The sequence below is a fragment of the Chryseobacterium sp. Leaf394 genome (genome assembly GCF_001424105.1).
Lineage (GTDB): Bacteria > Bacteroidota > Bacteroidia > Flavobacteriales > Weeksellaceae > Chryseobacterium.
Genome location: NZ_LMQH01000012.1, coordinates 215,835 through 232,507 on the forward strand (window position 1 = coordinate 215,835; position 16,673 = coordinate 232,507).

General features: G+C 36.6%; 18 protein-coding genes. 6 read left to right on the forward strand and 12 right to left on the reverse strand.

Annotated elements, in window-relative coordinates:
* Positions 1-2,076 (forward strand): GH92 family glycosyl hydrolase (locus tag ASG21_RS16460; RefSeq protein WP_241773519.1); only part of this gene is annotated, 2,076 nt, incomplete at its 5' end.
* 39 nt (positions 2,077-2,115) lie between these two features.
* Here the strand turns inward: ASG21_RS16460 and ASG21_RS16465 are convergent.
* The 4 genes from ASG21_RS16465 to ASG21_RS16480 all read right to left on the reverse strand — a co-directional run bounded on the left by ASG21_RS16465 (position 2,116) and on the right by ASG21_RS16480 (position 5,029).
* Positions 2,116-3,144 (reverse strand): hypothetical protein, encoded by a 1,029-nt coding sequence (locus tag ASG21_RS16465; protein WP_056083035.1) that lies wholly within the window; start codon positions 3,142-3,144, stop codon positions 2,116-2,118.
* Positions 3,145-3,250: 106 nt separating this feature from the next.
* Positions 3,251-3,745: a hypothetical protein gene (locus ASG21_RS16470; RefSeq protein WP_056083037.1), complete on the reverse strand. Its 495-nt coding sequence runs from the start codon at positions 3,743-3,745 to the stop codon at positions 3,251-3,253.
* Between the two features lie 7 nt (positions 3,746-3,752).
* A complete protein-coding gene (locus ASG21_RS16475; RefSeq protein WP_241773520.1) occupies positions 3,753-4,460 on the reverse strand; it encodes a hypothetical protein in 708 nt (235 codons plus the stop codon).
* Between the two features lie 17 nt (positions 4,461-4,477).
* Positions 4,478-5,029 carry an RNA polymerase sigma factor gene (locus ASG21_RS16480; RefSeq protein ID WP_056083040.1) on the reverse strand — a complete coding sequence of 184 codons (552 nt, stop codon included), beginning with the start codon at positions 5,027-5,029 and terminating at the stop codon, positions 4,478-4,480.
* A gap of 379 nt (positions 5,030-5,408) precedes the next feature.
* Between ASG21_RS16480 and ASG21_RS16485 the strand changes: the two genes are divergently transcribed.
* The 5 genes from ASG21_RS16485 to ASG21_RS16505 all read left to right on the forward strand — a co-directional run bounded on the left by ASG21_RS16485 (position 5,409) and on the right by ASG21_RS16505 (position 10,850).
* The gene (locus tag ASG21_RS16485) at positions 5,409-6,161 is read left to right on the forward strand and encodes a DUF2520 domain-containing protein (protein WP_056083042.1); all 753 of its coding nucleotides are present in this window, start codon (positions 5,409-5,411) and stop codon (positions 6,159-6,161) included.
* Between the two features lie 29 nt (positions 6,162-6,190).
* Positions 6,191-6,946 (forward strand): SIMPL domain-containing protein, encoded by a 756-nt coding sequence (locus tag ASG21_RS16490; RefSeq protein ID WP_056083045.1) that lies wholly within the window; start codon positions 6,191-6,193, stop codon positions 6,944-6,946.
* Between the two features lie 93 nt (positions 6,947-7,039).
* Positions 7,040-7,558 carry an HAD hydrolase family protein gene (locus ASG21_RS16495; protein WP_056083051.1) on the forward strand — a complete coding sequence of 173 codons (519 nt, stop codon included), beginning with the start codon at positions 7,040-7,042 and terminating at the stop codon, positions 7,556-7,558.
* 41 nt (positions 7,559-7,599) lie between these two features.
* Entirely contained in the window at positions 7,600-8,154 is a 555-nt protein-coding gene (locus tag ASG21_RS16500; protein WP_056083054.1) for a Maf family nucleotide pyrophosphatase, read from the forward strand.
* An 83-nt stretch (positions 8,155-8,237) separates the two neighbouring features.
* Positions 8,238-10,850, forward strand: a complete 2,613-nt coding sequence (locus tag ASG21_RS16505; protein ID WP_128414342.1) for a tetratricopeptide repeat protein — start codon at positions 8,238-8,240, stop codon at positions 10,848-10,850.
* Between the two features lie 15 nt (positions 10,851-10,865).
* On the opposite strand, the gene tsaB is transcribed toward ASG21_RS16505, so the two are convergent.
* From tsaB to ASG21_RS16545, 8 genes are all read right to left on the reverse strand, one after another.
* Positions 10,866-11,546 carry a tRNA (adenosine(37)-N6)-threonylcarbamoyltransferase complex dimerization subunit type 1 TsaB gene (gene tsaB / locus ASG21_RS16510; protein ID WP_056083057.1) on the reverse strand — a complete coding sequence of 227 codons (681 nt, stop codon included), beginning with the start codon at positions 11,544-11,546 and terminating at the stop codon, positions 10,866-10,868.
* Between the two features lie 107 nt (positions 11,547-11,653).
* Positions 11,654-12,658, reverse strand: coding sequence for a virulence RhuM family protein (locus ASG21_RS16515; RefSeq protein WP_056083065.1), 1,005 nt, complete (start codon positions 12,656-12,658; stop codon positions 11,654-11,656).
* 26 nt (positions 12,659-12,684) lie between these two features.
* Positions 12,685-13,137, reverse strand: a complete 453-nt coding sequence (locus ASG21_RS16520) for a DUF4440 domain-containing protein (protein WP_056083068.1) — start codon at positions 13,135-13,137, stop codon at positions 12,685-12,687.
* 12 nt (positions 13,138-13,149) lie between these two features.
* Positions 13,150-13,902 (reverse strand): SDR family NAD(P)-dependent oxidoreductase, encoded by a 753-nt coding sequence (locus ASG21_RS16525; RefSeq protein ID WP_056083071.1) that lies wholly within the window; start codon positions 13,900-13,902, stop codon positions 13,150-13,152.
* 92 nt (positions 13,903-13,994) lie between these two features.
* Positions 13,995-14,366, reverse strand: a complete 372-nt coding sequence (locus ASG21_RS16530) for a YraN family protein (RefSeq protein ID WP_056083075.1) — start codon at positions 14,364-14,366, stop codon at positions 13,995-13,997.
* A gap of 54 nt (positions 14,367-14,420) precedes the next feature.
* Positions 14,421-14,774, reverse strand: coding sequence for a MauE/DoxX family redox-associated membrane protein (locus tag ASG21_RS16535; RefSeq protein ID WP_056083077.1), 354 nt, complete (start codon positions 14,772-14,774; stop codon positions 14,421-14,423).
* 1 nt (position 14,775) lies between these two features.
* A complete protein-coding gene (locus ASG21_RS16540) occupies positions 14,776-15,702 on the reverse strand; it encodes an LD-carboxypeptidase (protein ID WP_056083079.1) in 927 nt (308 codons plus the stop codon).
* A gap of 160 nt (positions 15,703-15,862) precedes the next feature.
* Positions 15,863-16,549 carry a LysE family transporter gene (locus ASG21_RS16545; RefSeq protein ID WP_056083083.1) on the reverse strand — a complete coding sequence of 229 codons (687 nt, stop codon included), beginning with the start codon at positions 16,547-16,549 and terminating at the stop codon, positions 15,863-15,865.
* Positions 16,550-16,673 lie beyond the last annotated feature (124 nt).

The following is a 16,673-nucleotide window of genomic DNA, read 5'->3' on the forward strand; positions in this document are numbered from 1 at the left end:
GGTTGGCAATATACCTACGATGCCGACAAAATCAGAGGGATCAAACAGACGCACCAGCCTTCCCCATGGATGAACGATTATGGAATGTTTTCGATTATGCCAGTGACGGGGAAAACACGTTTTAATGAAGAAGAAAGAGCGAGCTGGTTTTCACATAAATCTGAAGTTTCAAAACCTTATTATTACAGTGTTTATCTCGCTGATCATAACGTGACTGCCGAACTGACACCGACCGAAAGAGCAGCACAGATGCGCCTTACCTATCCCGAGTCCAGCGATTCATGGTTTGTGGTGGATGCTTTTGATAAAGGATCAAGCATTACCATTATTCCGTCTCAAAATAAAATTGTCGGCTACTCCACACGGTATTCCCGTGGAAAACTGGTAAGTTTTAAAAACTATTTTGTCATTTATGCCGATAAACCATTCACCAAATATTCCACCTGGAAAGACAAAGATTTTGTAAAAGATGCTCTTGAAATTACCGGAGATCATTGTGGCGCAGTAGTCGGTTTTGCTACAAAAACGGGTGAAAAAGTGAACCTGAGAATTGCTTCTTCGTTTATCAGTTTAGAGCAGGCTGAATTAAATTTACAGCGGGAACTCAGCAAAGATTCATTTGATGAAACTTTAAATAAAGCCAAAACAGCGTGGAACCAAAAATTAAAAAGAGTGGAAATCGCAGGTGGAACCATTGATCAGATGCGGACTTTCTACTCTTCACTCTACCGGATGCTTTGTTTTCCGCACAAAATGTATGAAGTCGATAAAGAAGGAAAAATTGTCCATTACAGTCCGTATTCAGGAAAGACAGAAGCCGGATATCGCTTTGCAGGAACCGGTTTCTGGGACACTTTCAGAGCACTCTACCCTTTTCTGAACCTTGTTTATCCCGACATCAATCTTGAAATGCAGAAAGGTTTGATCAGTGATTACAAAGAAGGCGGCTGGCTGCCCGAATGGTCGAGTCCCTCCTATTCAGATATTATGATTGGAAATAATTCTGCTTCTGTGGTGGCAGATGCTTACCTCAAAGGTCTGAGAGGATATGATATCGAAACGTTGTATCAGGCTTTGCTTCACGGTGCCAATAATGAAGGTCCGCAGGCAACAGGACGGCTGGGAATTGAATATTATAACAAATTAGGCTACGTTCCATATGATGTAAAAATTAATGAAAATGCTGCACGGACTTTAGAATACGCTTACGATGATTTTGCCATCGCGCAACTCGGAAAAGCCTTGGGTAAACCGGAATCTGAATGGAAAGAATATTACAAACGTTCGCAGAATTTTCAGAAAGTGATCGATCCTGAAACAAAATTAGCGCGCGGAAGAAATCAGGATGGAAGTTTTCAGACGCCTTTCAATCCTTTTAAATGGGGCGATGCGTTTACAGAAGGAAATTCGTGGCATTACACCTGGTCGGTTTTTCAGGATATTGACGGACTGGCAAAACTGATGGGCGGAAGAAAAGAATTCTCGAAAAATTTAGATAAAATATTTGAGCTGCCTCCGGTTTTTGATGATTCCTATTATGGCTCAACCATTCATGAAATTCAGGAAATGGTGAATGCGAATATGGGACAGTATGCCCACGGAAATCAGCCTGCACAGCACATTATTTACCTCTACAATTATTCAGGTGAACCCTGGAAAACACAGTATTGGGTTCGGGAAACGATGAACCGCCTTTACCAGCCAACTCCCGACGGATATTGCGGTGATGAGGATAACGGACAAACCTCGGCTTGGTATATTTTCTCTGCATTGGGTTTTTATCCCGTTACTCCGGCAACGGATCAGTACGTTTTGGGAGCGCCGCTTTTTAAAAATGCAAAAATTCATCTGAACAACGGAAACACCATTGAAATTAAAGCAGACAAGAACAGCGAAGAAAACCGCTACGTCAATGCGCTGAAATATAACGGAAAGAAATATTCAAAAAACTGGCTCAGCCATGAAGAACTGATGAAGGGTGCCACTCTGAAATTTGAGATGAGTTCACAGCCCAATAAACAGCGTGGGACTGATGAGAAGGATTTTCCTTATTCGTATTCGACTGGTTACAAATAATAAAGAGAGACTTTCGGGTCTCTCTTTATTATTTATTATCTATTTTTTCATAAAACCCTCCGGCAAAATATAATTTCCGGTCAGAGGATCAAGAATTACTTCGGAACCTGCCATGGCACTTCTCTTCTTCGCTGCATTTGTATCAATTGCTGATATGGCAACATTGGCGACCACACTACCAATAATGCCCGCGACGCCGCCACCAAGCATAATCATTGGAGAACTATTAGATTCAGGATAGAGCTCCTCTTTTTTAGCTTCAATGAATAATCCCTGCTCATCTCTGAAAATTTCTACATAACCCACTGGAATTACCTTGAAAGGAATACCATTATGAACAAATGCATAAAAGTTTCTGATAGGCTCTTTTTTGTCTCCGTTAACTGCTTTGGTCACAACGCCTTTTTTATCGGTTTCGATGGTAAAACCTGCCTCTGGATTGTGGGTGAAAAAGCTGTAATAATCTTTATAAACACCTTCTTTAAGTTCGTCTGCTTTTAAAATTTCAAGTTTATCTTTTAAAATCGTGGCATAGTTTGGAAGTTCTGTTTCGGAAACTGCAAAATCCCACTGTCTGGCTTCGTAGGATTTTTTCAGGAGATCGGTGAAAGTAAGCGTCAGTTTTTTTGAGAGACTTTGTGCTAAATAAGGTGTTGTACGGGACGATACGGTAGTAACAGTGTCCTTTTTATACAGAAAATGATATCCATCTTCTTTCTTTATAAAAGTACTTGCCCGGATTTCAAGTTTTCCGATTGAGAATTTCTCTTTTTTATCTTCGCTCAAAGTAATATTTTCAAGAAGCATAACCAGTTCCTCATTTCCTCTCAAAGGATTGTACTTGTAAAACCAGTTTTTAAAATCTGTTTCAGCATTATTTTCAAACACCAGATTAACCTGATCTTTATGATACATCACAGAACCAATCTCCGGATTTGATCTTTTGTCGATTACTGTGAAGCTTTTATAATTTGTTTTATTGTTTTTAATTGATTTTGAAAGATCAATGGTTTCGGTTTTCTGTGAAAATGCCAGGAAAGGCAGTAATAAAAAGATAAATTTTGTCATTTCCAGATTTTTCTCAAAAGTATGAATTTAAATCAAACGACCCTCACAAAATCAATTGCGAGGGTCGTTCAAACATTAAAAAAATAAACTATTATGTAGACTGCTTTTACGGTCTTGAGCCTTTTTTGTCTCCGTGAGGTTTTCTTTCGTTCATTTTATCTCTCATCATTGACTCAGAATTAAAAAGCTTCAAAACCTTTTGGCAAGGGATTACTTTCTGCATTTTTTCTGCATATTCTTTTCTGTTATCCAGCATCTGTTGTCCTACATCAAAACTTTGATTCAGTTTTGTTTTGGCTTCTTCCTCAGAAAGCGTTTCAGGATTAAAATCAGAATCAAACTGTGATTTAATCTGTTTCTGCTTATCCATATATTCATTGTACAGTTTTGTGAATTCTTCCTTATCGTCGGCATCAATATTCAACTGCTCCAGTACCATATTATTCCGGAATTTGATGAGCAAAGCTTTTCTTTCTTCCGGTGACATTTTATTGATAATTTCTTTGCGCTGCTTGGGATCCATCTTCTTCCAGTCGTAGTCTTTCTGGGCAAAAACTCCCAAACTGCAGAATGCAAATAATATTAAAAAAAGTTTCTTCATCTTCTGTTTAGTTATAAAGATCCAAATACACATCCTGATTACCGTTCACTGCAAGATCTGCAATCTCAGAACTGGTAAAAGAATCCAGATATTCGTTCATCTGTTTTTCGGTCTGTTTCGCTGATGCTGATACTGTTTTCACTTTTTGGACAGTATTCACATTCTGTGAAGCATGGCTTACAACCGGTTTTATATTCCGATCTTCAGCTGTTTGATTATCCGATTCTACAGAAGTTAAATCTGCCTGTAAAGTTTCATATGCAATCTGGCTTTCTTTTTTCGGAGTAACTTCTGCAAGATTATTTGCCGGTGCTACATCTGAAATTCCGTTATACACTAATGATCCTCCAAATACAAGCGCTAGACAAGCAGCTGCTGTATATGCCCAGTTGAGTCTGATAATCGGTGCTTTTTTCTCAACTTTGATTTCCGCAAGTACCTTATTCTGAACACTTTCAAACAAATGTTCCGGAAGTTTATAAATGTTTTTTCTCTCAAGGTTTTCTACATTGAAACCTCTGATTTCTGACATCACATTATTTTGAACTGTTTCAAACAAATCATCCGAAACTTTGTAAATGTTCTTTCGCTCTAATTTCTCAACATCGAAATCATTCACTCCGGTCAACACTTTATCCTGAATATTCTGGAACAAATTATCCGGAACTCTGTAAATGTTTTTCCGTTCTAATTTTTCTATATCGAAGTCTTTCATGTTTTGGTTTTGAAAAATTATTTTTCGTAATTTTCTTTTATATACTCTTCTATTTTCTGTTTGGCGTAATGATAATTGGTTTTCAAAGTACCAACAGACATATCCACAATTTTTGAGATCTCCTCGTAAGGAAGATCATCATAATACCTCATCATAAAGACGAGTTTCTGCTTCTCCGGCAGGCTCTGTATCGCATTCTGCAGCAAAATCTGTATATCTTCTGCATCGGTTCCTGCATTATCTGCAACAAGATTCTGCATGTGATAATCAGGATCTTCATCTGTCTTCTGCATTTTTTTCAGTTTATTAAGCTGTTGCAGCGACTCGTTAGTTGCAATTCTGTACAGCCAGGTGTAAAGCTGACTGTCATTTTTGAACTGATGAAAATTCTGATAAGCTTTAATAAATGTTTCCTGCAAAGTATCCTGAGCCAGATCTCCATCAACGATAATTCTCCTGATGTGCCAGTACAGCCGGCTCTGGTAAGCATCCATCAAAGCACGAACTCCTTTTTCACGAGTTTGCGGGTCTTGCATCAACGAAATTATTTCCGCGTCTTTATTCTTCATAAGATGCTTTCATTGTTTTGGATTACAAAAATAGCTGAAAGTTAAATTACTTCTTCAATTTTGAGCCCATTAAATTATTATTAGTTTAAAAAAGAGATTAAATTTAACCCTAAATTTATTGAAAATAAAATTATCCACTCATAACTGCAGATTTTAAAAATCATAAATCGAATATTTAACTAAGTCAAAGTCACAAAAGAAAAGCTTGAAAAATTTAGAAACATTCCTGTTCACATTGACATTGCCTTAATTTTTTACCTTGGTAAACCTTAAAATTCTAAAGTATAATTTACCTTAAAAACTTAAAGATCTTAATGGTTCAAACCTTTAAAATATTTCGTCAAACATAAATCACAACCAAAATCTTTATCTTTGTTTTATGCAAATTGTAATCATCGGTTCCGGAAATGTCGCTTATCATCTGGCGAAAGCTTTCGTTTTAAATAAAATTCCTGTCGCTCAGATTTTTGGAAGAAACGAAACTGAACTTCAAAAAATTTCTTCAGAATTAAATATTCCTTTCTCAAATGAAAAACCGGAAGATGCGGATTTGTATCTGATTTGTGTAAGCGACAGTTCGGTAAAAAATGTTTCTGAATTGATTACAAAAACAGACTGTTTAGTTGCACACACTTCAGGATCTTTGCCTAAAGAAATTATGGTAGGAGCGTACAGAAAATCAAGCTTTTATCCGTTACAGACATTTTCAAAATCAAAAGATTTAGAGTATTCAAAAATTCCTTTTTTTATTGAAACTGAAAATGAAGAAGACCAGAAAACTTTGACTAAACTTGCTTTAAAAATTTCAGAAAATGTGATGGAAAGTACGTATGAAAAAAGAAAATACATTCATTTGACAGCGGTTTTTGCCTGCAATTTTGTGAATCATCTTTTTTCGAGAGCAAAAGAAATTTCAGACGCTCAGGAAATTCCGTTTGATTATTTTTTGCCATTAATCGATGAAACCGTTCATAAAATCAGTGAAATTGATCCCAAATTTGCCCAAACCGGTCCAGCGGTAAGGAACGATAAAAGAATTTTAGAATTACACGAGCAATTGCTGAAAAATGAAAGCCTCGAAATTTATAAAACGATGAATCTTTCCATCAAAAAAATGTATCAGTTGCCATAAAGTATTAACTTTGATGAAAACCGACAAAAATGAAAACCAAAGTCATCCATTCTCTCATTATTGGAGCAGCCATCGTGATTACTGCTCTCATCTTAGGTTCAAGTTTTAAAAACAGAAACTTAAAACAGGATACCATTTCCGTTACCGGGCTAGGTTCTAAAGATTTTCTTTCAGACGAAATGAGTTGGGGAGGAAGTTTTGATGCCAGTGCGATGGATGCAAAAGATGCTTACAGCATAATTTCGCAGGATAAGGAAAAAGTGAAAGCTTTCTTCTACAGCAAAGGTTTTAAAGCCGGAGAATTTGCTTTCGGCGGAGTTAATTTCTCAAAATCTTTCCGCACAGTTACCACCAAAGATGCAGACGGCGCAGAAAGGTCAGAAGAAATTTTCGACGGTTACAGAGCTTCACAGAATGTATTTTTCAGAGCAAAGAAAAATCCGGATCTGATGAAAAAAATTGAAACGGTAATGGATAAAACTGCCGAACTCATCAATAGTGGAGTACAGTTTGAGCCATCCGCTGCTCAGTATACTTATTCTGATCTTTCATCTCTGAAACACAGTCTGATACAGGCAGGGGCAAAAGATGCCAGAGAAAGGGCTGAAAAAATTGTTGAAAGTGCCGATGGTGATTTAGGCAAATTAAAAGATGCTTCGATGGGTGTTTTTCAGATTACAGCGAAAGGTTCGACAGATGAAGACAGCTATGGCGGAAATTTCGACACTTCAAGCAAAGAAAAATCAGCAAGAATTACGGTAAGACTGACGTATAATCTTGATTAAATTAATTTAAAATACAATAAAAACGATAAGTGAATGCAATTGACCTGAATCTTCTATCATTCATCAATTATCATTTATCAATCATAAAGAAAAATGAGTTATAAAGAAAAATTAAAAGATATAAAAGCCTTCGTTTTTGACGTAGACGGTGTTTTCACAGACGGAAGCGTTTATCTGATGCCCGGCGGAAATATGAGCAGAGTAATGAATGTTCTGGATGGATATGCTGTAGTAAAGGCCTTAAAAAATGACTATTTAATCGGTGTGATCACAGGCGGAAATGACGAAATGGTGAGACACCGCATCAATTATCTCGGAATTGAAGATTATTATGCAAAATCACACAACAAAATGGTGGATTATGAAAATTTTAAGTCTAAATATAATTTAGAAAACGAAGAAATTCTCACGATGGGCGACGATCTTCCGGATATTCACATGATGGAAAATTCTGCAATTGCGACGTGTCCCGAAAATGCAGTTCCTGAAGTAAAAAATATTTCAGACTACATTTCTACAGTAAAAGGTGGGAGCGGAGCTGTACGGGATGTGATTGAGCAGGTAATGAAGGTGCAGGGAAAATGGCATGACGACAATACACAATCGGTCTGATTTTTAAAATCAGAAAAAATCAATAATAGTTTATAAATTCAATGAAAATACTTTTAGCATCACAGTCTCCCAGAAGAAAAGAACTTTTATCCAGCTTAGGTTTCGGTTTTGAAGTCGTTAAAATTGACTGCGAAGAGATTGTTCCTGAAGACATAAAAGTAGGAGAGTCTGCCGCGTATTTGTCTGAATTAAAAGCCAATGTATTCAGAGATTTGGCGGATGATGAAGTGCTGATTACTGCAGATACCGTTGTTGCGACAGAAAATCAGTTTTTGGGAAAACCTCTGGATGAAGATGAAGCCAGAAAGATGCTGAAACTTTTATCTGGTAAAACACATCAGGTTTACACAGCTGTTACGATTAAAACCTTAGATAAAACCATCACGGAAACCGACGTTGCCGATGTGGAATTTGAGGAAATCTCCGATGAGGAAATTGATTTTTACATAAAAAACTACCAACCATTCGACAAAGCAGGCAGCTACGGAATACAGGAATGGCTGGGAATGGCAAAAATTAAAAACATAAAAGGAAGTTATTATACGATAATGGGACTTCCGACGCATCTTGTTTATCAAATTTTGAAAAATATTTAAAAAATTCCAAATAAAAATTTGTTATTTTTACAAAATCATCATTCTGTCATAATAAAAAGCAGATTAGAGAGTTATATTAGATAATGAAAAAGAATATCTTATTCCTTATGGCGGCGATTTTCGTTGTTTCCTGTTCTACAAAAGTAAAAAAACCGGAAGCGAGATCGAAGTTTATCAAAGGATTTTCAACATACTACAACACGCTTTTCAATGCAAAAGACGCTTTGAATACCGAGTTTGAAAACAGAGATAAAGCCCATAAAGACAATTTTTATGCGCCTTATATTCCTATTTTAACTTACGAAGAACAACCTTTGGGAAGTGATTTGGGACAGTCTTCTGCGTTTGCAGAAAACTCCATGAAAATGGCAGAAGTAAACCGACCGCAAAATGGAGGAAGACCTCAGGGGCCTCCGGGTATGCCAGGTCCTTTGGGAGGTAACAGTCCAATGATGGGGGGTCAGGGATCACAGATCAAACCGGAAAATAAAGGAGCAACAATTCTTGAAATTGCTGAAGCAAAGGCTTTAAAGGCTATTAATAAATATTCTGTCATCAGAAAAAATGAAGAGGTTAACAAAACGATTTTTGACGCTTATATCATTTTAGTTCAGTCAAGAATTTATCAGGGTAAAAATTTACAAGCTTTAGACGCGCTTAACTATGTTTACACGCACATGAAGGAAGATAAAAGACTTCCTTTAGCCAAGGTTTATGAAGGATTAGCTTATGCTAAAATGAATAATTTCCACAAATCTGAACAAATCTGGGGGCAGGTAAAAAATGAAGGTTTAAAGAAAGATTATGACAAACTTTTAAGCATTTACCGCTCAGAAGCTTTACTGGATAACGGTAAAAAAGCGGAAGCGTTAGAAGAACTGAACCGTGCCTATGCGTTAAACAGCAACAGACAGCTGAAAAGCAGAATTGCTTTCCTGAAAGGTCAGGTACAGCAGGAATTAGGTAAAAATGATGAAGCAAGAGAAAGCTTTATGGCAGCCTACAAATATGCCAATGATTTTGAATTTGAAGTGAAATCCCAGATCCAGATTGCCAAAACATTCAACGGAAAAGGAAACTACGATGGCGCTAGAGAATACCTTGAAAAAATAAGCAAGAAGGGTACTTACGGCTCGAGAAAAAATGAATTTTACTACGCCTTAGGTTTGATGGCTAACAATGCAGGAAAGAAAGACGAAGCTCAGGAATTTTTCAGAAAATCTTTAAAGGAAGAAGTTTCAGACGGGCAGGTGAGAGGTCTTGCTTACTACGAAATCGGGAAGAATTATTTAGATAAAAACGATTATATCGGTGCGGGAGCTTATTACGATTCAGCTTTGGCGGTGATGACTTATGAGCCTTCAAAAATTTTATTGAAAGACCAAAGTACGTATATCAAAAAAATCTCAGTCAACTATTATCTGATCAAGAAAAATGACAGTATTCTTTCTCTGGCGAAACTCAGTCCTGAGCAAAAAACAGATTTCTTCAGCAAACACATTGCAAAACTTAAAGCAAAGGAAGAAAAAGAAGAAATTGAAAGAAGAAGGGCAGAACGGAATAAAGGCTTTGACACAGGAGATTACAGCGCAAATTCGATGTTTGCCAACTCGGGAAACACGTTTGAAGATTTTGGTGTGAGCCAGAAAGGTTTCTACTTCAGCAACACCGGAACTGTAAGTAAAGGTACATCAACCTTTAAGCAGGTTTGGGGCGATAGGGCACTGTCAGACAACTGGCGTTTTTCAAAAAAAATGGCGACCATTGAAGATATGAAAAATGAGGCTTTGGGTGTAACCTCTGTACCTAATCCGAGACGTTTTGAACCCGCATATTATATCGAACAGATTCCTACCGATGCAGGTAAACTGGGTCAGCTGAAAAAAGACCGTGATACGGCTTCATTAGGGCTTGGTGTAATGTACCAAAACTATTTTACCAACACAACTTTAGCTACAAAAACACTTTACGATCTTGTAGATGTAAAACCGGAAGAAAAGGTAATGCTGCAGGCGCTCTATGAAATCTTCGCGATGAATTATGAAAAAAATCCACAGTTTGCTGAGCGTGCAAAACAGATTCTACTAAAGGATTATCCTTATACCTCATTTGCTGAATTTGCACGAAATCCGAAAAACAACACCTTTGTTAAGTCATCTGCAGATACAGAAAATGAGTACAAAACGGCATTTGCATTATATGAATCTGAAAAATTTGCCGAAAGTCAGAGCATGATTGATCAGGCAATACAGAAAAATCCTAAAGACGCTTTAGTACCAAAACTTTCTCTTTTGAATGCCTTTAATGCAGGAAAATCGAGTGGGAAAGAGGTGATGATACTTCAGCTGGAACAGATTGTTCTCAACTATGGCAAAACTCCGGAAGGGGAGAAGGCAAAGCAGATGCTTAATTATCTTAAAAGTGATCTTGCTTTTCAGACCACAGACAGTCAGGGAAATAAGATGATGCCAGGCCAGAATCAAATGCCCGGTAATATTCAGGATCTACCTCAGCAACCTTCAAGTCAGCAGGCACCACTGATGGGAGCACCGGGAATTCCGATGGGAAATATTCCCAACTCCACACCGCCGACTCAGAATACGATTCAGACCAAACCATCGGATAAACAGCCGCAGGGAAATAATCCGAATTTTAATATGACGAATCCAAATGCAGCTCCTGCAAAACCAAAATAAACAGAAAAGCGAAGACTAATCTTCGCTTTTTTTCTTTTTAACACCGTGGAAATCTTTCAGATAAAAGGGCTCGAAATAGGCAATATCTTCGAAGTCTTTTGCTTTTACTTTTTCTAAAGTTTTCTTTACTAAAAATTTTGCCGAAGGGTAGATATCTTCATTAAATACAGCGTTGGGAAGTTGCAGAATATCTTTAGCTTTCTTTGCTCCGTCTCCTACAAACAGTATTTTTTTATCTTTAAATTCCTGAAAAGAATTTTCATCTAGAACTTTCGCCTCAGTAGCACTTATTTCTTCTCCTGAAATCCCATTATAAACGGCTGTATAAACTTCCATCCTTCTTGCATCGACTAAAGGGATAACCAAGTCGTAGTTTTGCCCTAAAAACGGCTCTTTCATGCTTTCCAAAGAATTGACTGCAATCAAAGGAATATTCAGACCGTAGCAAAAACCTTTTGCAGATGCAGCACCAATTCTCAAACCTGTATAAGAACCGGGACCTTTTCCCAGGCAGACGGCATCTATTTCTTTTAAAGTAATTTCTGCGCCTTCCAGAGCCCATTCTACAAAAGTGTGTAATGATTCGGACTGTTTATAGTTTTCGGAAACTTCTTCTGCAACGCAAAGCAGCGTTTCACTGTCTGAAATAGCTACTGAGCAGTTTTTTGAGGAGGTTTCGAGATATAAAATTTTCATTGAATTAAATTTTAAATAAAGACCAATTTAATTAGCCTTTTTCTCATGCAAAAGTACCAAAAGAAATGAATGAATGAAAACCTCAGAACGTTTACAATATATGAGGACTAAAGGTTTCTTCCCAATTTTTTTATTTCTTTATCAAAATCAGAAACTATTCTTTGTGTTTTACTGAATGTTTCGTATTCAGTGACTGCTTTTTTATCGGCAACTATTTTTGCGATTTTACCGTTTCCGTCCAAGACTCTATATTCATTAAAGTTTAAAAACTTATTCACACTTTCAGCCAGAGCCTCCATAGTAAAAGTATTTTCTCTTTCAATTAAACCTTCAATGTAATCGAAATAGCCAGTCACCGTTCTTTCCAGCTGTTGAATTTCCTTTTCTGCCAGATAGTTTTTAGCTAACACAACATCAGATTTTAAAATTCTTCCTTCAGGTGAATGCTTCCAGGTTGTTAAGCCCATATTTTCTTTTTTGCTGTCGGCGTTTTTATAAATAATTTCAGCGGCTGTGTTTCCCGTAATGGCAAAATGAAATTTATTCTGAACCGTAGCATAAAAGTTTTTTGTAACTGCAGCATTTTTATCATAATCGATGCTGCATTCCGCAAAAATATCTGTGATCTGCTGATAAATGCGTCTCTCACTCGCACGAATGGATCGGATTCTCTGCAGTAATTCCCTGAAATAATCTTTCCCGAATACCGTCTGTCCCTGCTTTAACCGCTCATCATCCATCACAAAACCTTTGATGATAAACTCCTTCAGAGTTTTTGTAGCCCACATCCTGAATTGCGTGGCTTTTGCAGAGTTGACGCGGTAACCTACGGAAATAATGGCGTCGAGATTGTAATATTCTACATTTCTTTTTACTTTTCTGTTACCTTCTTGCTGAACTGTTTCCAAAATGGAAACAGTTGATTCGGGACTTAGCTCTCCTTCATCAAAAATATTTGAAAGATGTTTACTGATTGCCGGAACGTTGACATCAAACAAAGCTGCCATCGACTTCTGTGTAAGCCAAGTCGTTTCATTCTGAAGAAAAACGTCTACCTTAACTTCATTATTGGGCGTCTGGTAAATTAAAAATTTTTGAAAATCTCCGTTCATTATTTGTTCGTTTTACAACAAATTTATCACTTTATTTCCACACTTTGGCGACTCCACAATCTCCATTCAGATTTCTTTTTAATCCAGATTTCAAGCACTGCAAGATTCATTTCAAAATCCTGATTTTTATATAAACCATGTACTCTGATCGTTCGTCTCAAGCTGAAAGTATTTTTAAACTTTTTGAGTTCAGAAACTTCTGTCTGACGGATTTCTTTGTAAACAACTTTCTTTGAAGTAAAATCTTTTTTAAAATCCTTCAGATTCTGAATCCATCCGTTGGAATGTCCGAAAGAAACGTCTTCGGAAAATAAATTTACAATGGATTGATCATTATTCTTCATCAGCGAATCAAGCTTTTTAGCCTGAATCAAAACTGCTTTTTCTTGTTTTGAATAGCCTTGAGAATATCCAATTGCAAATACAATTACAAAAGATAAATGAAGAATTTTCACTCTCAAATTCTCAAATTGACCCATTTTCAAATTTAATTATCCTTTTCTGTAAATCGTTCTCGGTTCACTCTGAGCGCTCGGATAAATCGTCATATCTGAAACGGTTACGTGCTGTGGTGCATTTACACAATAAGCAATTGCATCGGCGATATCTGCGGCTTTTAACGCTTCGTAACCAGCATAAACTGTTGCGGCTCTTTCCTGATCGCCTTTAAATCTAACCAAAGAAAAATCTGTTTCCACAGCTCCCGGCTGAATATTGGTCACTCTGATTCCGAATTCTGTGAGCTCTATTCTCATTCCTTCAGAAATAACGTCGACTGCTTTTTTGGTTGCACAGTAAACAACACCGTTCGCATAGGTCTGTCTGGCGGCTACCGAACTGATGTTGATAATGTGTCCCGAACTTCTTTCCTTCATCATCGGGATCAGCGTTTTTGACACGTATAAAAGACCTTTCACATTTCCGTCAATCATATTATCCCAGTCGTCTGTACTTCCTGCTGATAAAGGCTCTAAACCATGCGCATTTCCGGCATTGTTGATGAGCACATCAATATTTTTCCATTCTTCAGGAAGTGACGCAATAGCGGCTTCAACTTCTTCCAAATTTCTGACATCAAACTTTAAACTAAATATTTCGGTTAAAGCTGATAATTCTGTTTTTACAGATTCTAAAACTTCAGATCTTCTTCCACAGATAATGATTCTGTTTCCCTGTTTTGCAAAAAGCTCAGCTGTCGCTTTTCCTATTCCGGAGGTGGCTCCGGTGATGAGTATTGTTTTCATAAAAATTTTCAATTTTTAAATATAACAATGTATCAGTTTAACAGTTTACCAATTATTGCCAGACCGTTACATTGATAGATTGTTACATTAGTTCAGTTTGCATCAAATGCCTGGAAAGCATCCGGAATATGTTCTATTTCTAAATTTCCTTTTTGGTTGGGGAGGACCGAAATTATATCAAATCTTACTTCCTGATTTTTATTAAATTCTTCCATAAAATGATTCGATGCCAAAACAATTGATTTGATTTTTCCTTTCGTCACAGCTTCCTGAGGCAGAATAAAAAAATCTGTTGAACGGGCTTTCACTTCTACTACAACAATCAGATTATCTTTTTCGGCGATGATATCCACTTCATTTTTCTTAAAACGGAAATTGCGCACGAGAATCTTATATTCATTTTTAAGTAAATATTCTGCTGCAAGATTTTCTGCTTCTTTTCCTAATTCGTTGTGATCTGCCATTATTGTGTGGGAGAGTTGTAGGGTTGGAGTGTATGAGAGTTTTGTTTCTTCATTTTATTTTCTAAACTGATACGCCCACCAAATCAAAACAATCTGTAAAGGAAGTCTCAAAAGTGTAAGCCAGAAGTATTTGTGATGAATTTCATAAAACTTCTTTGCCATCTCTATATTCGCAGGAAAAACTGCGATGAATAAGGCAATGGAAAGATAGGCTCCCCACTTTTGAGTTTCCGGAAAAAGAAGGAGAATCCCACACAAAATTTCTACTGCGCCGCTGATGTATACCATTTGAAGATGCATCGGAATATAATCGGGCATGATTTTCATGAAGAAGTGAGGTTTAATAAAATGAAAAACTCCAGCCAGAATCAGGAAAAAAGCGAGTACAAATTTTGAGTAAAACAGCATTTTATTTAAAAGTTAATGTAACATTTTTTCCGGCCTTCAAAGATACTTCTGAGCCTAAAATCAATGGAATATTATTATGAATATGCCCATTTGGAAAAGCAAAAACAGTAGGAAAGCTATATTCTGAAATTCTGTCTGAAATTAATTTGTAGGCAAATTCATCAAAACTGTCTTCATAATGTTTATTTTCTTTTTCGTCGCCCATATTCGTCATGCCACCAATAATCAGACCTTTAATTTTGGTAAAGACACCCGCCATTTCCAGACTCATCATCATTCTGTCGAGCGCGTAAAAGTTTTCGCCAATGTCTTCAATAAACAGAATTTTATCTTTAAAATCAAAGGAATATTTGGTTCCCAAAAGAGCATAAACTAATGCCAAATTTCCTCCAACCAATTCGCCTTCCACATTTCCTTCTTTGTTAAAGTGATTGGATTTCAGCGTGTATTTTAGAGGTTTTCCTTTCAGTATATTAAATGTCAGATCATAACTTTCATCAGTCACCCCAAAACTTGAAGTTTTAATGGTTTGTCCGTGAATCGAGGCGAAACCTTTTTTCAGCAAATAACTTTGGATAACAGTATTATCTGAATAACCAATATACCATTTTGGATTTTTAGTAAAACCTTTTAGATTTAAATTTTCAATTAAATGCTGACAGCCATAACCGCCCCGGGAAGCCCAGATTGCAGAGATTTCAGGATCGTTTAAAGCCCAGTTGATATCATGAGTTCTTTGCTCCTCAGTTCCGGCATAATTGTATCCGTTTGAAAATTTAGTATATAGATTTTTTCCTAAAACAGGTTCAAATCCTTTAGATTTTATCATTTCAATTCCTTTTTCCAGCTGAGATGGTTCAACGGCTCCTGCGGGGGAAATGATGGCAATTCTGTCGCCTTTTTTCAGTGATTTTGGAAATATTTTCATTGATCAATTTGTTGTTTTCATTAATAGTTTTAAATGTGCTGATTTGATTCAAAGTCCGCAATGATTCTTTTATCATAATTCTGAATACTTTTCGTTCACAAAGACTTTCTACTCAGCAAAGGCCAAAATAAACCTGCATTTAAGATGAAACTTTAATAGTTTATCTGTTCTTCTTATATTTTAATTCTTTTTTTTCCGCTTCTTCCAACCGCTTATCAAACTGATTAAACATCTTGAAACTCTGAAGGAATATGAAAAAACTGAAAATAATCAGTACGACTCCGACGCCTTTCCTGATTCTGTTGGCCAGTTTTTGTGTGAGCCTGTCGTGAAACTGTTTAGAAAGAAAAATTTTAGCCAAATCAATTAAAAGATAGGTTGAAATAACGATGGCGAGGTATAAAATCATTGTTTCTGTATCGGGATACTGATTTCTGACGCCAATCACCGTAACTAACCAGAAAAGAATGACTCCAACGTTTAAAAGATTTAATAAAAACCCGTTAATAAATGTTTTAAAATAATTCTGGCTGATTAATTTTTCTTCTCCAGGCATGTGCATTTTGGTTTTTGTGACCATCATAATGATCCCGTAGCTGAGAATAAGAATAGATGTAATTCTGTAAAAACCGGGGTGCTTGTCGATCAGATCAACAATATCAGCACTTGCGTAATAGGCTGCAATAATGCACAGTAAATCTGCTGTGATCACACCAAAATCCAATGCCAAAGCATGTTTAGGCCCCCTTGTAAAACTGGTTTCAATTAAAAGGAAAAAAATAGGACCAATGAAAACAAGGCTCAGCATGAAGCCCAGACCGATGGCAGAGAATATGAGTTCAAACATTTACAATTTGTTTCAAATTCAAATTTAGAGATTATATTTTTATTAGGGTTTAAAAAGAACATTGTTTTAATTCATAATTTCTAAAAAAAAAGAGACTGTCTTGTTAGAACAGCCTCTGGTCTTT

Excerpts from the sequence above, each read along its gene's own strand:
- ASG21_RS16465 (WP_056083035.1), bottom strand. The coding sequence starts at position 3,144 with ATGACAAAATTTATCTTTTTATTACTGCCTTTCCTGGCATTTTCACAG.
- ASG21_RS16470 (WP_056083037.1), bottom strand. The coding sequence starts at position 3,745 with ATGAAGAAACTTTTTTTAATATTATTTGCATTCTGCAGTTTGGGAGTT.
- ASG21_RS16475 (WP_241773520.1), bottom strand. The coding sequence starts at position 4,460 with ATGAAAGACTTCGATATAGAAAAATTAGAACGGAAAAACATTTACAGA.
- ASG21_RS16480 (WP_056083040.1), bottom strand. The coding sequence starts at position 5,029 with ATGAAGAATAAAGACGCGGAAATAATTTCGTTGATGCAAGACCCGCAA.
- ASG21_RS16485 (WP_056083042.1), top strand. The coding sequence starts at position 5,409 with ATGCAAATTGTAATCATCGGTTCCGGAAATGTCGCTTATCATCTGGCG.
- ASG21_RS16490 (WP_056083045.1), top strand. The coding sequence starts at position 6,191 with ATGAAAACCAAAGTCATCCATTCTCTCATTATTGGAGCAGCCATCGTG.
- ASG21_RS16495 (WP_056083051.1), top strand. The coding sequence starts at position 7,040 with ATGAGTTATAAAGAAAAATTAAAAGATATAAAAGCCTTCGTTTTTGAC.
- ASG21_RS16500 (WP_056083054.1), top strand. The coding sequence starts at position 7,600 with ATGAAAATACTTTTAGCATCACAGTCTCCCAGAAGAAAAGAACTTTTA.
- ASG21_RS16505 (WP_128414342.1), top strand. The coding sequence starts at position 8,238 with ATGAAAAAGAATATCTTATTCCTTATGGCGGCGATTTTCGTTGTTTCC.
- tsaB (WP_056083057.1), bottom strand. The coding sequence starts at position 11,546 with ATGAAAATTTTATATCTCGAAACCTCCTCAAAAAACTGCTCAGTAGCT.
- ASG21_RS16515 (WP_056083065.1), bottom strand. The coding sequence starts at position 12,658 with ATGAACGGAGATTTTCAAAAATTTTTAATTTACCAGACGCCCAATAAT.
- ASG21_RS16520 (WP_056083068.1), bottom strand. The coding sequence starts at position 13,137 with ATGGGTCAATTTGAGAATTTGAGAGTGAAAATTCTTCATTTATCTTTT.
- ASG21_RS16525 (WP_056083071.1), bottom strand. The coding sequence starts at position 13,902 with ATGAAAACAATACTCATCACCGGAGCCACCTCCGGAATAGGAAAAGCG.
- ASG21_RS16530 (WP_056083075.1), bottom strand. The coding sequence starts at position 14,366 with ATGGCAGATCACAACGAATTAGGAAAAGAAGCAGAAAATCTTGCAGCA.
- ASG21_RS16535 (WP_056083077.1), bottom strand. The coding sequence starts at position 14,774 with ATGCTGTTTTACTCAAAATTTGTACTCGCTTTTTTCCTGATTCTGGCT.
- ASG21_RS16540 (WP_056083079.1), bottom strand. The coding sequence starts at position 15,702 with ATGAAAATATTTCCAAAATCACTGAAAAAAGGCGACAGAATTGCCATC.
- ASG21_RS16545 (WP_056083083.1), bottom strand. The coding sequence starts at position 16,549 with ATGTTTGAACTCATATTCTCTGCCATCGGTCTGGGCTTCATGCTGAGC.